At 64.8% G+C, this 14430-nt stretch carries 10 protein-coding genes and 1 pseudogene; 4 read left to right on the forward strand and 7 right to left on the reverse strand.

Going from position 1 to position 14430, the window contains the following annotated elements; translation table 11 throughout:
- Positions 1-1835 (reverse strand): DNA ligase D (gene ligD / locus IVB32_RS18305; protein WP_247410879.1); only part of this gene is annotated, 1835 nt, incomplete at its 3' end.
- Positions 1836-1951: 116 nt separating this feature from the next.
- Here ligD and IVB32_RS18310 point away from each other — a divergent pair.
- Entirely contained in the window at positions 1952-2836 is an 885-nt protein-coding gene (locus IVB32_RS18310; protein ID WP_018454048.1) for a Ku protein, read from the forward strand.
- A 144-nt stretch (positions 2837-2980) separates the two neighbouring features.
- Here IVB32_RS18310 and IVB32_RS18315 read toward each other — a convergent pair whose 3' ends face one another.
- The 6 genes from IVB32_RS18315 to IVB32_RS18340 all read right to left on the reverse strand — a co-directional run bounded on the left by IVB32_RS18315 (position 2981) and on the right by IVB32_RS18340 (position 11129).
- Positions 2981-3670, reverse strand: coding sequence for a response regulator transcription factor (locus tag IVB32_RS18315; protein ID WP_018454047.1), 690 nt, complete (start codon positions 3668-3670; stop codon positions 2981-2983).
- The gene (locus IVB32_RS18320; protein ID WP_247370161.1) at positions 3667-6390 is read right to left on the reverse strand and encodes a sensor histidine kinase KdpD; all 2724 of its coding nucleotides are present in this window, start codon (positions 6388-6390) and stop codon (positions 3667-3669) included. Before IVB32_RS18320 ends, IVB32_RS18315 begins: the two co-directional genes overlap by 4 nt.
- 37 nt (positions 6391-6427) lie before the next feature.
- On the reverse strand, positions 6428-7030 hold the full coding sequence (locus IVB32_RS18325) for a K(+)-transporting ATPase subunit C (protein WP_018454045.1): 603 nt from the start codon (positions 7028-7030) through the stop codon (positions 6428-6430).
- 110 nt (positions 7031-7140) lie between these two features.
- Positions 7141-9255, reverse strand: a complete 2115-nt coding sequence (kdpB, locus tag IVB32_RS18330) for a potassium-transporting ATPase subunit KdpB (protein ID WP_247370159.1) — start codon at positions 9253-9255, stop codon at positions 7141-7143.
- A gap of 49 nt (positions 9256-9304) precedes the next feature.
- Positions 9305-11008 carry a potassium-transporting ATPase subunit KdpA gene (gene kdpA, locus IVB32_RS18335; protein WP_247370157.1) on the reverse strand — a complete coding sequence of 568 codons (1704 nt, stop codon included), beginning with the start codon at positions 11006-11008 and terminating at the stop codon, positions 9305-9307.
- Between the two features lie 31 nt (positions 11009-11039).
- The gene (locus IVB32_RS18340; RefSeq protein WP_018454042.1) at positions 11040-11129 is read right to left on the reverse strand and encodes a K(+)-transporting ATPase subunit F; all 90 of its coding nucleotides are present in this window, start codon (positions 11127-11129) and stop codon (positions 11040-11042) included.
- 488 nt (positions 11130-11617) lie between these two features.
- On the opposite strand from IVB32_RS18340, the pseudogene IVB32_RS18345 reads away from it, so the two are divergent.
- The 3 genes and pseudogenes from IVB32_RS18345 to IVB32_RS18355 all read left to right on the forward strand — a co-directional run.
- Positions 11618-12089, forward strand: a pseudogene (locus IVB32_RS18345) (hypothetical protein).
- A gap of 214 nt (positions 12090-12303) precedes the next feature.
- Positions 12304-12939: a uracil phosphoribosyltransferase gene (gene upp / locus IVB32_RS18350; protein ID WP_018454040.1), complete on the forward strand. Its 636-nt coding sequence runs from the start codon at positions 12304-12306 to the stop codon at positions 12937-12939.
- A gap of 33 nt (positions 12940-12972) precedes the next feature.
- Positions 12973-14430 (forward strand): AMP-binding protein (locus IVB32_RS18355; protein ID WP_247410883.1); only part of this gene is annotated, 1458 nt, incomplete at its 3' end.

Consider the following 14430-nt stretch of genomic DNA (forward strand, 5'->3'; position numbering starts at 1 on the left):
TCCGGCCACAGCGCCTTGTCCGGCTTCGAGAGCACGACACCCATCACTTCGGCAGTGCCGGCTTGCGCTGTTCGTGCACCGGTCTTCGCTTGCGCGCGCGGCTTCGCGCGCTGCTTCGTCGAGGGCTCGGCAAGCTCGGTATCGACCGGTGTCTCGGCCTCGACCTCCTCCGCCGGCTTGTCCTGCCGCAGACCCTTGAAGGCGGCCTGGCGGATATTGCCGTCGGCAGTGAAGCCGGCGAACTCGATCTCCGCCACGAGCTCCGGCTTCAGCCAGTGCACCTCGCGCGTCTTTTTCGGTGCGTTCTTGCCGCCGAAGGGGCTTTGCTTCGCCTCCATAGCCTTCAAGGACGGCATGATGCGCTTGACCTTGTCCGCGCCGAAGCCGGTGCCGACCATGCCGACGAAGGCGAGATGATCACCGCGGTGCACGCCGGCCATCAGCGAACGGAATTTGCCATTGGTGGTCTTGTAACCGCCGATCACGACCTCATGGCCGGCGCGGCATTTTGCTTTGGTCCAGCTTTCTGTCCGCCCCGAACGATAGGGCGCGTCCAGCTTCTTCGACACCACGCCCTCGAGCTCGAGCTTGCAGGCGGATTGCAGCACGGCGTCGCCGCCGCTTTCGAAATGCTCGACATAGCGAATCTGGCTCGATTTGCGCTTACGCGCTTCCAGCAGCTCCTTCAACCGCGCCTTGCGCTCGCCGAGCGGCAGCCGGCGATAATCGAGGCCTTCCGCAAACAGCAGGTCGAACGCAAAGAAGATGAGCTCCTCGGTCTTGCCGTCCGACAGCGCCGCCTGGAGCGACGAAAAATTGGGTGCTCCGTTGTGGTCGAGCGCGACGATCTCGCCGTCGACCATCATATCCGGCAGCGCGCCCGCCTCCTTCGCGATAGTTGCGAATTTTTCGGTCCAGTCGAGGCCTTTGCGCGTCTTCAACGTCGCCTTGCCGCCCTCGACCCGCAGCTGCACGCGGTAGCCGTCGAACTTGATCTCGTGGCACCAGCCGTCGCCGCCCGGCGGGCGCTCGACCGACGTACAGAGCTGCGGCGCCACGAAATCCGGCATCTCCGCCGCCTTGTTCGCGGTCGTCGCGGTCGTCGCTTTCTTCTTGACTGTTTTGCCGGTTTTCAACGCCGCGCGGGGCGCCGGCTTGACCGTGCGCTCTTTCGCCTCGTCCGCCCGGTTGGACTGCCAGACCGCGTCGGCCTTGGCCTTGGTGCCCTTCGCCAGCATGAACGGTTTTGGCGCACGGCCCTTGCCTTCGGCGATCTGATCCATCGCGCGGCCGGAGGCGACCGATTTGTCCTCCTCGAGAATGTCGTTGTCTGCGCCCTCGCGAACATATTCGTCGCGATGCTTGATCAGGAGCCAATTGGTCCGTTTGCCGCCGGTGCGGTCGTTGCGCATGCGCACCAGGACCCAGCTGCCGTGCAGCTTCTCGCCGTGCAGCGTGAACTTCAGATCGCCCTTCTTGAAACCGCGTTCGGGATCATCGGATTCCCAGGTGCCGCGATCCCACAGCATGACCGTGCCGCCGCCGTACTGGCCTTCCGGAATCGTGCCTTCGAAGTCGCCATAGTCGAGCGGATGGTCCTCGACCTCGACGGCCAGCCGCTTGTCGTGCGGATCGAGCGAGGGCCCTTTTGTCACCGCCCAGGACTTGAAGACGCCATCGAACTCGAGCCGCAGATCGTAGTGCAGCCGCGAAGCGTCATGCTTCTGAATCACGAAGCGGCGCTGCTTCGACGGCGCCACCGCGGTCTTGCCCGATGGCTCGGGCGTCTTCTCGAAATCACGTTTCTGTCGATACTTGGAGAGCTTTTGCAGCACGACTGGTCCCGGATTCTCTTTGGCGTGAAGCCCATCACGGCCCGCATCCCACCCGGAACCAAAACCCCGCGGGACGGTTGGGGTTCCAAAATGACTCGCAGACGCTGGAGAACGGAATGGCACCGCGCGCCTATTGGAAGGGAACGTTGAAGCTCTCGCTGGTCAGTTGCCCCGTTGTGCTTTATCCGGCGACCACCGCGGCCGAGAAGACGCGGTTTCACATGATCAACCGGGAGACCGGCAATCGGTTGAAGCAGCAGATGATCGACGCCGAGACCGGCGACGTCGTCGAGAGCGACCAGAAGGGGCGCGGCTACGAGCTGCGCAAGGGCAAATATGTCGAGATCGAGCCGGAGGAGCTCGAAGCGGTCCAGATCGAGAGCAACCACACCATCGACATCGAGAGCTTTGTGCCGAGCGACGAGATCGACCAGCGCTATCTCAACCACCCCTACTACATCGCGCCCGACGGCAAGGCCGCGGTCGATGCTTTTGCCGTGATCCGCGACGCCATGAAGGACCAGGATCGCGTCGCGCTCGCCAAGATCGTGCTCACCAATCGCGAGCACATCATCGCGATCGAGCCGCTCGGCAAGGGCCTGCTCGGCACCACGCTGCGCTTCCCCTACGAACTGCGCGACGAGGACCAGTTCTTCGACGACATCAAGAGCCCGAAGATCACCAAGGACATGGTTGAGCTCGCCGGCCATATCCTCCAGACCAAGACCTCCCATTTCGATCCCAGCAAGTTCAAGGACGACTACGAGACCGCGCTGAAGGCCCTGGTGAAGCGCAAGGCCAGCGGCAAGACAATCGAACTGCCGGAGCCCGAGGAGAAGCCGAGCAATGTGGTCAGCCTGATGGATGCGCTGAAGCAGAGCTTGAAGGGACGCGGCGGGAAGAAGACGGCGGCGAAGTCCCATGCGCGCCGGGCGTCGGGGCGAACGGGCGCCGCGAAGAAGACGCATCGGTCGACAGCGCGGCAGAGGAAGGCGGGTTAGCTCTCCACCGCGCACCTCACTCTCTTCCCTCATGGTGAGGAGGCGCGAAGCGCCGTCTCGAACCATGCAGGCCTCGCTGCAACAGTCGGGACCTTCATCCTTCGAGACGCGCGTTCCGCGCTCCTCAGGATGAGGGATGCAGCGTCAATCCCCCGCCTTCAGCCGATAGCCGATCCCCGTCTCCGTCAGCACATGTTGCGGCCGTTCCGGATCCGCTTCGATCTTTTGCCGGAGCTGGCGGACATAGACGCGGAGATATTGCGCGTCGGTCAGCTCGTCCCATAACTCCCTCAGCAGGAAGCGGTGGGTGAGCACCTTGCCGGCGTGCTGCACCAGCACACGCAGGAGGTCATATTCCTTCGGCGACAGTTTGACGTCGCGCTCGCCGACCCTGACGACCCGGCGCACCAGATCGACCGAGAGATCGCCGGCACGAAACACCGGCCGTTCGCCCTGGATCTGAAGCTGGTGGCGCAGCGCGGCGCGCAGGCGCGCCAGCAGCTCGTCCATGCCGAACGGCTTCGTCAGGTAATCGTCGGCACCCAGATCCAGCGCCTGCACCTTGCCGGCCTCATCGCCACGGCTCGACAGCACCACGATCGGCACAGCTTCGTTGCGGGCGCGGATGGTACGCAACAGCTCATGGCCCTGGATGTCGGGCAGGCCGAGATCGAGGATGATCAGCGCGGGATCCTCGCTGAGCTTCTCCAGCGCGGTCTTGCCGTTCGACGCCTCCAGGATCTCATAGCCTTGCGTCGAGAGCCCCATCCGCAGCAATTTGCGGATCGGCGGCTCGTCGTCGATGACCAGCACTTTGATCGGGGCGGCGCTCATGCGGCGGTATCCAATGCACGGGTCCGGGCGGGAATGGGCAGACGGATGGTCAGAACCGCGCCGCTCCGGTCGCTGCGATTCGCCGCCGAGATCGTGCCACGCATCGCCTCGACGAAGCCGCGGGAGATGGCGAGCCCGAGCCCGGTGCCGGGACGGACATGGTCGCCCTTCTGCACGCGATAAAACTTGTCGAACACCCTCTCGAGCTCCTCAGACGGAATGCCGTCGCCCTCGTCGGCAATCTGGAGCACCACATGATCGCTGTCGCGCCGGCTGCGGATCGAGACCGTCGCGTGGGGCTGCGAATATTTGGCGGCGTTGTCGAGCAGGTTGAACAGCACCTGCTCGAACAGCACCGCATCGAGCTGGAGCATAGGAAGGTCTGCGGCCAACTCCAGCTCCACCTTGTGGGCGGTGAGGATCTTGGCTGCCCGCCGGAGCGCGCTGCCGACGATCTCTCCGAGATCGTGCAACGCAGCGTTGGGCACGATGGCGCCGGATTCGAGCTTGGTCATGTCGAGCAGATTGGCGATGAAGCGGTTGAGCCGTTCGGATTCGTCGATGACCGTCGCGAGCAGGTCGCGATTCTCGGTGTCGGAGAGCGCGCTGGCGAGATCGCGCATGGTCGAGGCCGCACCCAGCACGGATGCGAGCGGCGTCTTCAGGTCGTGTGAAATCGAGGTCAACAATGCGGAACGCAGCCGCTCGGATTCGACGGAGCGCTTGACGCGATCGACGTCCTCGACCAGCAGCACGCGTTCGATCGCCAGCGCGCCCTGGTCGACCAGCGCGTCGAGCAGCCGGCGCTGGTCCGGCGTCAGCAAGGGACCGGTGCGGTCGTTGTCGATTCCGATGACCCCGATCGGGCCGCGCCCGGTGCGCATCGGCAGGAATAGCCGTTTTGCACCAGGCAGCGTGTCCGAGCCGCGGCCTGCAGGCCGGTCATTGCTCCAGGCCCAGTTGGCGGCCGCAAGGTCGGCCTGATCGAGATCGTCCTCGGGCGGATAGCCCGACTTCACCGTGAGCAGCCCTTCGTCCGGCAACAGCAGCACCACGCGGACTTTCAGCATCAGCGCGATCTGGTAGGCGGTCGCCCACAGCACGTCGTCGAGCGTGCCGGTGCCGGCGAGCTTGCGGCTGAAAGCATAGAGCTGCTCGGTGGTCCGGATGCGGCCGATCGCAGCATCAGCCTGGGTGCGGACCCGCCCCGCCACATTCGACACCACGAACGCAATCAGCATGAAGAAAAAGAACGCCGCGACATTGGTCGGATCGGTAATGGTGAAGGTATAGACCGGCGGCAGGAAGAAGAAATTGTAGGCGAGGGACGCCGCGACACTCGCAAGCAACGACGGCCACAATCCGTAGCGCACGGCAACCGTCACCACGGCGGTCAGAAACATCAGGTCGACGTTCTCAATGCCGAAATACGGCTTGATCGCCACGGCGGCAGCGAGGCCAAGCGCGGTGATCCCGACCGCCTTCAGATAGGGCCGCCCATCGAACGGGTCCGATCGCGTTGCGGTCTGTACCGCCGTCTTCGGCGGCGGCTCGTTCGTGAATTCGTCGCCAGGGATGACATGCACGCTGATGTTACCGGCGCGGCGCACCAGATCGTGCACGACGGAGCCGCGCGTCATCTCGAACCAGAGCGAGCGCGTGGACTTTCCGATCACGATCTGGGTGACGTTGTTGCCCTGCGCGAAGTTGACCACGTCGTCGGCGAGGCGGCGGCCGACGCCCGGAATCGTCAGTGCCTCGCCGCCGAGCGATTCCGCGAGCCGCAGCGTATCGGCGAGCCGGTCGCGCTCCTCATCGGACATTTGCAGGGACCGCCGCGTCTCGATCGACACCGCGATAAACGGCGCGTGCAGCCGGTCGGCCAGCCGCTTGGTGTAACGCACGAGGCTGGCCGCGCGCGGATCTTCGCTGATGCAGACGAGGATGCGCTCGCCTGCGGCCCAGGGACCGGCGATCGCGTTCGCCTGCATGTGGCTGAGTAGCTGCTCGTCGACCCGTTCGGCCGTGCGCCGCAGCGCGAGTTCACGCAGCGCGGTCAGGTTGCCCGGCGAGAAATAATGCTCCAGCGCCCGCTCGGCCTGCCTGGGGACATAGACCTTGCCTTCCTTCAGGCGCTGGATCAGGTCGTCGGGCGTGAGGTCGATCAGCTCGATGGCGTCTGCGCGGTCGAACACCGAATCCGGCACGGTCTCGCGCACCCGCACATGGGTGATCTGCGCGACAACGTCGTTCAGGCTCTCGATGTGCTGGATATTGACGGCGGTGCAGACGTCGATGCCGTGGGACAGCAGCTCCTCGACATCGAGATGGCGTTTTGGATGGCGGCAAAGGGGAGCATTGGTGTGGGCGAGCTCGTCGACCAGCGCGATTTTCGGCCGGCGCGCGATCACGGCGTCGAGATCCATTTCTTCGACAATCTGGCCGCGGTAGTCGAGCTTCTTGCGCGGGATCACTTCCAGCCCACGCACCAGCGCCTCTGTCTCGGCCCGGCCATGGGTCTCGACGAAGCCGACCACGAGGTCGATGCCGGCCTTGCGCTTGGCGTGGGCGCTTTGCAGCATCTCGTAGGTCTTGCCGACGCCGGGAGCGGCGCCGACGAAGATTTTCAGCTTGCCGCTCACGCCCTCCTCCCGGCGCGCGGCCTCCAGCAGCGCCTCGGGCGAAGGACGTTGTTCGGGATCGCGGCGCTCTCGGACCATCAGATCAATATAATCATCCGCGCGGACCTAGCCTAGACTACTTCGTGGCACGATCGAGCGCGAGATTCAGAGTCAGCACGTTGACCCGGGGCTCGCCGATCAGGCCGAGCAGGCGGCCCTGGGTGTTGGAAGCCACCAGTTGCTTGACCTGATCCTCCGGCACGTTTCGCGCCTTCGCGACGCGCGGCACCTGGAATTGCGCCGCTTCCGGCGAGATATCCGGATCGAGGCCACTGGCTGAGGTCGTCACGAGGTCGACCGGCACGGCGGCATTCGGATTCTCGCCCCTGAGCTTGTCCACGTCTTCCTGCAGCCGGTCGGCCAGCGCCTTGCTGGTCGGGCCGAGATTTGAGCCACCCGAATTCGCGGCGTTGTAGGGCGCCGGTACCGTCTTGGTCGAATCGTTCGGATTCGGCGCCACCGTCGCCGAGGGACGGCCGTGGAAATATTTGTCGTCCTTGAACTCCTGCCCGATCAGGGCGGAGCCGACCACCTTGCCGTCGCGCTCGATCAGGCTGCCCTGCGCCTGCGCGGGGAAGATCGCGCCGGCAATAGCGGTCATCGCGAGCGGATAGGCTAAGCCAGTGATGGCGGTGAGCACCAGCAGCAGGACGATGGCGGGGCGGATTTCTCTGAGCATGTGTTTCTCCTATTTCTTTCGTCATTGCGAGGGGCGAAGCGACGAAGCAATCCAGTCTCTCAGCCGCGGCAAGAATTCTGGATTGCTTCGCTTCGCTCGCAATGACGGGGTTAGGCCAAATGCAAAGCGGTCACCACGAGGTCGATCGCCTTGATGCCGATGAAGGGAATGACGATTCCGCCGAGGCCGTAGATCAGCAGGTTGCGCCGGAGCAGTGCGCCGGCCCCGACCGCGCGATAGGCGACGCCCTTCAGCGCCAGCGGGATCAGCGCGATGATAACAAGCGCGTTGAAGATGATCGCCGACAGGATGGCGCTCTGCGGGCTCGACAGATTCATGATGTTGAGCACATTGAGCTGGGGGTAGAACGCCAGGAACATCGCCGGGATTATCGCGAAATATTTCGCGACGTCGTTGGCGATCGAGAATGTAGTCAGCGCGCCGCGCGTCATCAGGAGCTGCTTGCCGATCTCGACCACCTCGATCAGCTTGGTCGGATTGGAGTCGAGGTCGACCATGTTGCCGGCCTCGCGAGCCGCCTGGGTGCCCGTGTTCATGGCGACACCGACATCTGCCTGCGCGAGCGCCGGCGCATCGTTGGTGCCGTCGCCGCACATCGCCACCAACTTACCCTTGGCCTGCTCGTCGCGGATCAGCTTGAGCTTGTCCTCGGGAGTTGCCTGCGCCAGGAAGTCGTCGACGCCGGCTTCCGCTGCAATCGCGGCCGCCGTCATGGGATTGTCGCCGGTAATCATGACGGTGCGGATGCCCATGCGTCGCAGCTCGGCAAAGCGCTCGCGGATACCGCCCTTGACGATGTCCTTGAGCTGGATGATGCCGAGCAGCTTGCCGTCCCGGGCGACCGCCAGCGGCGTGCCGCCGGCCTTCGATATGTCGTCGGCGATGGTCTGAATCTCGCGGCCGATGTCCGAGAGCCCGGCGGGCTGGATGGAACGAGCCGTGTTGCCGGAGGCGACCACCAGCGGTCCACCGCCACCGACATAGTTGAGGATCGCATCGACCGCGCCCTTGCGCACCGACGAGCCGCCGGCGTCGACGCCGCTCATGCGGGTCAGCGCCGTGAACGGGATGAAGGTGGCTCCCAACTCGGCCATGTCGCGGCCACGGATACTGTATTTTTCCTTGGCCAGCACCACGATCGAACGGCCCTCCGGGGTCTCGTCGGCGAGCGAGGCGAGCTGGGCCGCGTCCGCCAGCTCCTGCTCGGTGACCCCGCGCACCGGGCGAAAGGAGGTCGCCTGGCGGTTGCCGAGCGTGATCGTTCCGGTCTTGTCGAGCAGTAGCGTGTCGACGTCTCCGGCGGCCTCGACCGCACGGCCGGACATCGCCAGCACGTTGAAGCGGACCAGACGGTCCATGCCGGCGATGCCGATCGCCGACAGCAGTGCGCCGATCGTGGTCGGGATCAGCGTCACGAACAGCGCGACCAGCACAACCACCGAGATCGAGCCGCCGGCATAGGCCGCGTAGCTCGGGATGGTGACGGTGGCGAACACGAAGATGATGGTGAGGCCCGCCAGCAGGATGTTGAGCGCGATCTCGTTCGGAGTCTTCGCCCGCTCGGCGCCCTCGACCAGCTTGATCATACGGTCGATGAAGGTCGAGCCCTGCGCTGCCGTGATCCGCACGCGAAACCAGTCGGACAGCACCTGGGTGCCGCCGGTCACCGCCGAACGGTCGCCACCGGATTCGCGGATCACGGGTGCGGACTCGCCGGTGATGGCGGCCTCGTTGACGGACGCGACGCCCTCGATCACCTCGCCATCGGAGGGAATGGTATCGCCGGCCTCGACCAGCACGATGTCTCCGACCTTGAGGCTGGTGCCCGGCACCAACTTGAAGGTGCGGTCAGAGCCGGTCAGTAACTTGGCCTGGCTCTCGGTGCGGGTCTTGCGCAGCGATTCCGCCTGCGCCTTGCCGCGGCCTTCTGCTACCGCTTCGGCGAAGTTGGCAAACAGCACCGTGAACCAGAGCCAGACGATGATCTGGAAGGTGAAGCCGAGATTCTCACCGGCGGTGAGGAGATCGCGCAGGAAGATCACAGTGGTGAGCGCGGCCACGATCTCGACCACAAACATCACCGGATTCTTGATCATCAAGCGCGGATCGAGCTTGATGAAGGACGCGCGGATCGCAGGCACGACGATCTTGGGATCGAGCATCGCCGAGACGGACGCGCGTTTTTGCCGTTTCGTGGTATCCATGGAGGTCACTCCAAACAATCAGAAGGCGGTCGATCAGAACACTAGTCGTTCAGAACACCTGGCCGGCGTTCATCGCGAGATGCTCGACGATGGGGCCGAGGGCGAGGGCCGGGAAGAAGGTGAGGCCGCCGATGATCAGGATCACGCCGACGACGAGGCCGACGAACAGTCCGCCAGTCGTCGGGAGGGTGCCCGCGGACGGCGGGATCGATTTCTTGGCGGCCAACGACCCCGCAATCGCCATCGCCGGGATGATCATGAAGAAGCGGCCGACGAACATCGCGCTTGCAAGCGTGAGGTTGTAGAAGAAGGTGTTGCCGATGAGGCCAGCGAAGGCCGAGCCGTTGTTGCCGGTCGCCGAGGTGAAGGCGTAGAGCACCTCGGTGAAGCCGTGCGGTCCGGCATTCGCCATCGAGGCGGCCGCCGCCGGATAGGCCACACCGACCGCCGTCCAGCCGAGGATCATCAGCGGCAGCACCAGGATCGCGAGCATCGCCATCTTGACCTCGCGCGCCTCGATCTTCTTGCCGACATATTCCGGCGTGCGACCGACCATCAGGCCCGCGACGAAGATCGCGAGGATGACGAACAGCAGCATGCCGTACATGCCGGCGCCGACTCCGCCGACAATAATCTCGCCGAGCTCGATGTTGATCAGCGGAATCATGCCGCCGAGTGCGGTGAAGCTGTCATGCATGGCGTTGACCGCGCCGCAGGAGGCGGCCGTCGTGATCACGGCGAATAGCGAGGACGCGACGATGCCGAAGCGGACCTCCTTGCCTTCCATGTTGCCGCCGGTCAGGCCGAGCGCGTGCATGGTCAAGGTGCCGCTGGCTTCCGCCCAATAGGTGATGGCGACACCGGCGAGGAACAGCACGCCCATCACCGCGAGGATCGCCCAGCCCTGGCGCTGGTTGCCGACCATGCGACCGAACACGTTGGTCAGCGCCGCACCCAGCACGAAGATCGACAGCATCTGAATGAAGTTCGACAGCGCAGTCGGATTCTCGAACGGATGCGCCGCGTTGGCGTTGAAGAAGCCACCGCCATTGGTCCCGAGCATCTTGATCGCGACCTGCGAGGCGACCGGGCCCACGGCAATTGTCTGCTTGGCACCCTCGAGGGTGGTCGCCTCGACATAGTCGCCGAGCGTCTGCGGCATGCCCTGCCAGACCAGGAACAGCGTGTAGACGATGCAGATCGGCAGCAGGACGTACAATGTGCAGCGGGTGACATCGACCCAGAAACTCCCGACGGTGCGTGCCGACGCACGCGAGAAGCCGCGGATCAGCGCCACCGCCAGCGCGATGCCGGTTGCCGCCGAGAGGAAGTTCTGGTGTGTCAGGCCGAGCATCTGCACGAGATAGGAGATCGTGCTCTCACCGCCGTAGTTCTGCCAGTTGGTGTTGGTGATGAAGGAGATCGCGGTGTTGAAGGAGAGATCCGCGGCGACAGCGCTTTGGCCGGCCGGATTGAACGGCAGGACGGCCTGCAACCGCATCACGCCGTAGATGATGAGGAAGCCGCCGACATGGAAGAACAGCATGGCGACCGTATAGGTCAGCCAATGCTGCTCGCGCTTCTCGTCGACGCCGGAGAACCGGTAGATGCCGGCCTCGATCGGACGCAGCACCGGAGACAGGAAGGTCCGCTCGCCGTTGAACACGCGCGTCATGTACCAGCCGAGCGGTTTTGTGAGCGCGACGGTAATGACGCAAAAGAGAATGATCTGGAGCCAACCGATCATAGTCATGATATCAACCCTTCAGGCTTCGTGAGCACGGTCAGAACCGCTCGGGCCGCAGCAGCGCGTAAGTGAGGTAGAACAGGAGGCCGAGCGAAACGGCGCCGGCGAGCGAATAATCGAAGATCATGGCCGCTCCTTCAAAGCCGTTCGCAGGCGTAGGTGTAGCCAATCGCAAGGGCGAAGAAGCCGAAGCTCAGCGCCAGCATCAGAATGTCCATCATGGAGATACTCCTCGTTGCGCCATTGATTTGGACGCAACCGTTTCTCGGGAGACCCGGTCGGCGCGTGAAAGGAAATGCCAGTGCATTTCCACCGCGCCCACCGGGACCTTTGACCGTGCTGAAGTGCCACCCCAGGCATAGGTTTTCGAGACGAGGGCCGTGGCGAAGTTATAGGAATCTCATAAAAGGCCGAGGCTGGCCTGGTCGGACAACGCTCGCGAGGCACATCACATCGTCGTCCCGGCGAAGGCGGAGAATGGCGCGCGACCGCCCCCATCCCGCACTTATGAAATCCCTATATCTCCCGCCCCGCCCCCATCTCGTTTTCAAATGCCGTTTTGGCCATCTTGGAGAGGCCGGCCGACTGACCGACGCCACCTCCAGGAGGCCTGACATGACCACCGCCGCTCTCCGACACTACGATCCACCGTCACTTGGCAACCGCTTGCGCAATGCGCAGGTGATGACGCAACCGTTGATGCTCGAGATCATCGACAAGGCGTGTCGGCACTTCCCTTCGCTCGGACAGATCGAGCCCACCGCGCGCGTCACGCGCCTGATCGAAGCAGAAGCCTGGGCCGATGCCGCGCTGGCGCTGATGGAGCTGAAGCTGCCGCTCTGGCAAGTCCGCCGCATCGCCTATGACGAGGGTGAATGGCATTGCGCTCTCTCGCGCGAGCGCGAATTGCCGGACTGGCTCGACGCCGCGGTCGAGGCGCGCCACTCCGATCTCGCGCTCGCACTGCTGTCGGCTTTCATCGAGGTTCGGGCATTGGCCCTGGAAGTTTCGCGTCCGAGCGTTCCCACTGTTCGCCCCGCGCCTGACTCGCTCTACGAGGCCGGTAGGCTGCGAAAATATCGGCTAGTGGGCGCGGTCCTGACGCCCGTCATCACACTCGTGGCGCGCGGGCTCGGAGCATAAACCGTCACGCCCATCGACCGCGAATTGACCATGGCTGCCTACGGGGCGAGCAACCGGCTCCGCAGCGCGGTCGCGACGCCCGGCTGAAGGCACGTCTCCCGCACCAAAAACACTCGGCCGATCTGGCGCAGTTTCACGGAACCGTGTAGATCGGTTTCATGAGCATCAGCAACGTCAACGTGGTCGCCCATCCCCTGGTCCAGCACAAGCTCTCCCTGATGCGGGAGAAGGACCGCTCGACCAAGAGCTTTCGCGAAATCCTGAACGAGATCGGGATGCTGCTCGGCTACGAGGTGACGCGCGACCTGCCGCTGGAGCTGGTCGAGATCGAGACGCCGATTGCGCCGATGCGGGCGCCCAAGATCGCCGGCAAGAAGCTCACGCTGGCGCCGATCCTGCGCGCCGGCGTCGGCTTCCTCGACGGCATGCTGGCGTTGATGCCCTCGGCGCGCATCGCTCATATCGGGCTCTACCGCGATCCTGATACGTTGCAGGCCGTGGAGTATTACTTCAAGGCGCCGCAGGACCTGTCGGACCGCACCGTGATCCTGATGGATCCGATGCTGGCGACCGGCAACTCGGCCTGCGCCGGCGCCTCGCTGCTGAAGGCGCGCGGCGCCCGCGACATCCGCTTCGTCTGCCTTCTGGCGGCGCCTGAGGGCATCGCGCAGTTCCAGAGCGAGCATCCGGACGTGCCGGTCTGGACCGCCGCGATCGACGAGCGGCTCAACGACCACGGCTATATCGTGCCGGGGCTGGGCGACGCCGGCGACCGGATGTTCGGCACCAAGTAGACAGGTGCGCGCGATCGGGTTAGTTCGATTGCCATGGGCGCCAACGAATTTTCGCTGCAATCGCTGATCCGGGCCGAGGCCGCCGCCGATCCCGCCTTCGTGTTCGACGGCACGCCGGTCTCGCGCGCGGAGTTCTCGGAAAAGATCGAGCAGACCGCCGCCTGGCTTGCCGCGCGCGGTATCGGCAAGGGCGACGTCGTCGCGGTCTGGCTGGTCAACCGGATCGAATGGATCGCACTGCTGTTCGCCGCCGCCCGGCGTGGGGCAATCGTCGCCGCCGTCAATACACGCTACCGCAGCGCGGAGGTCGCGCATCTCCTGAAGCTGTCCGGCGCCCGTGTGATGGTGATCGAAGCCGCGTTCCGCTCGATCGACTTTGCCGCTATTCTCGCCGACGTCGCCAAGGACGAGGTGCCCGCGCTGCGAGAACTCGCGGTGGTCGGCGCGGATGAGATTCCCGCCCAATGGCCATGCGTACGTTTCGACGCCTTCGACAAGCCTTATCCGCCGGCTACGCCGGAGGAGGAGGACGTCGATCTGCCTCTGCTGCTCTACACGACGTCGGGCACCACCAAGGGACCGAAGCTTGTCGCGCATTCACAGCGAACATTGGCCACGCACGCCGCCGCCGTTGCCAAGGCGCTCAAACTCTCGCCGCAGCGCCATGCGCTGCTGGCGATGCTGCCGTTCTGCGGCACTTTTGGCATGACGAGCTTGCTCGGCTTCGTCGCAGCGGGCGCGGCCGTCCATGCGCTCGACGCCTTCGAGGCCGCGCCGGCGCTGAAGATTCTCCGCAAGTGCGGGATCACGCACGCCTTTGGTTCCGACGAGATGTTCCGCCGCATCCTGGCCCTCACCGACGCGCCGCATCCATTTCCGCATGTCGAGGCATGCGGCTTTGCCGCGTTCCAGCCCGGCTGGCGCGAGCTTGCGGCGGAGGCCGAAGCGCGCGGCATGCCGTTGCACGGCCTCTATGGTTCGAGCGAGGTGCAGGCGCTGTTCTCGATCGCACGCTCGAGTGATGGCTTCGCCGATCGCATTGAGGGCGGCGGCTGGCCGATGTCGCCGGAGGCCAAGGTCCGGGTGCGCGACACCGAGACCGGCGAACTCGCCCCTCGCGGCGTCTCCGGCGAGATCGAGATCCGTGCGCCGTCACTCTTTCTCGGCTACTACAACAATCCCGACGCGACGCGCGACGCCTTCACCGCGGACGGCTTCTTCCGCACCGGCGATATCGGCCAGCTGCGCGGCGACGGCTCCTTCGTCTACGAAACCCGCGCGGGCGACGCCATGCGGCTCGGCGGCTTCCTGGTTGCGCCCGGCGAGATCGAGGACGAACTCAAATCGTGCGCTGGCGTGGCCGACGCCCAGGTCGTCGCGGTCGATCTGAAGGGAAACGCACGCTGCGTTGCCTTCGTGATCCCCGCTCGGGAAACCCACCACGAGCCGCCGCGGCAGGACGCGCTGATCGCGCGCCTGCGCGAGCGGCTC

It is taken from the genome of Bradyrhizobium sp. 23, assembly GCF_023073295.1.
In the GTDB taxonomy this organism is placed as follows: domain Bacteria; phylum Pseudomonadota; class Alphaproteobacteria; order Rhizobiales; family Xanthobacteraceae; genus Bradyrhizobium; species Bradyrhizobium canariense_D.

Bases quoted from the DNA above. Each gene is read 5' to 3' on its own strand.
- IVB32_RS18320 (WP_247370161.1), bottom strand. From the start codon at position 6,390: ATGGTCCGAGAGCGCCGCGATCCCGAACAACGTCCTTCGCCCGAGGCG.
- IVB32_RS18325 (WP_018454045.1), bottom strand. From the start codon at position 7,030: ATGCTCAGAGAAATCCGCCCCGCCATCGTCCTGCTGCTGGTGCTCACC.
- IVB32_RS18310 (WP_018454048.1), top strand. From the start codon at position 1,952: ATGGCACCGCGCGCCTATTGGAAGGGAACGTTGAAGCTCTCGCTGGTC.
- kdpA (WP_247370157.1), bottom strand. From the start codon at position 11,008: ATGACTATGATCGGTTGGCTCCAGATCATTCTCTTTTGCGTCATTACC.
- IVB32_RS18315 (WP_018454047.1), bottom strand. From the start codon at position 3,670: ATGAGCGCCGCCCCGATCAAAGTGCTGGTCATCGACGACGAGCCGCCG.
- kdpB (WP_247370159.1), bottom strand. From the start codon at position 9,255: ATGGATACCACGAAACGGCAAAAACGCGCGTCCGTCTCGGCGATGCTC.
- IVB32_RS18340 (WP_018454042.1), bottom strand. From the start codon at position 11,129: ATGATCTTCGATTATTCGCTCGCCGGCGCCGTTTCGCTCGGCCTCCTG.
- upp (WP_018454040.1), top strand. From the start codon at position 12,304: ATGAGCATCAGCAACGTCAACGTGGTCGCCCATCCCCTGGTCCAGCAC.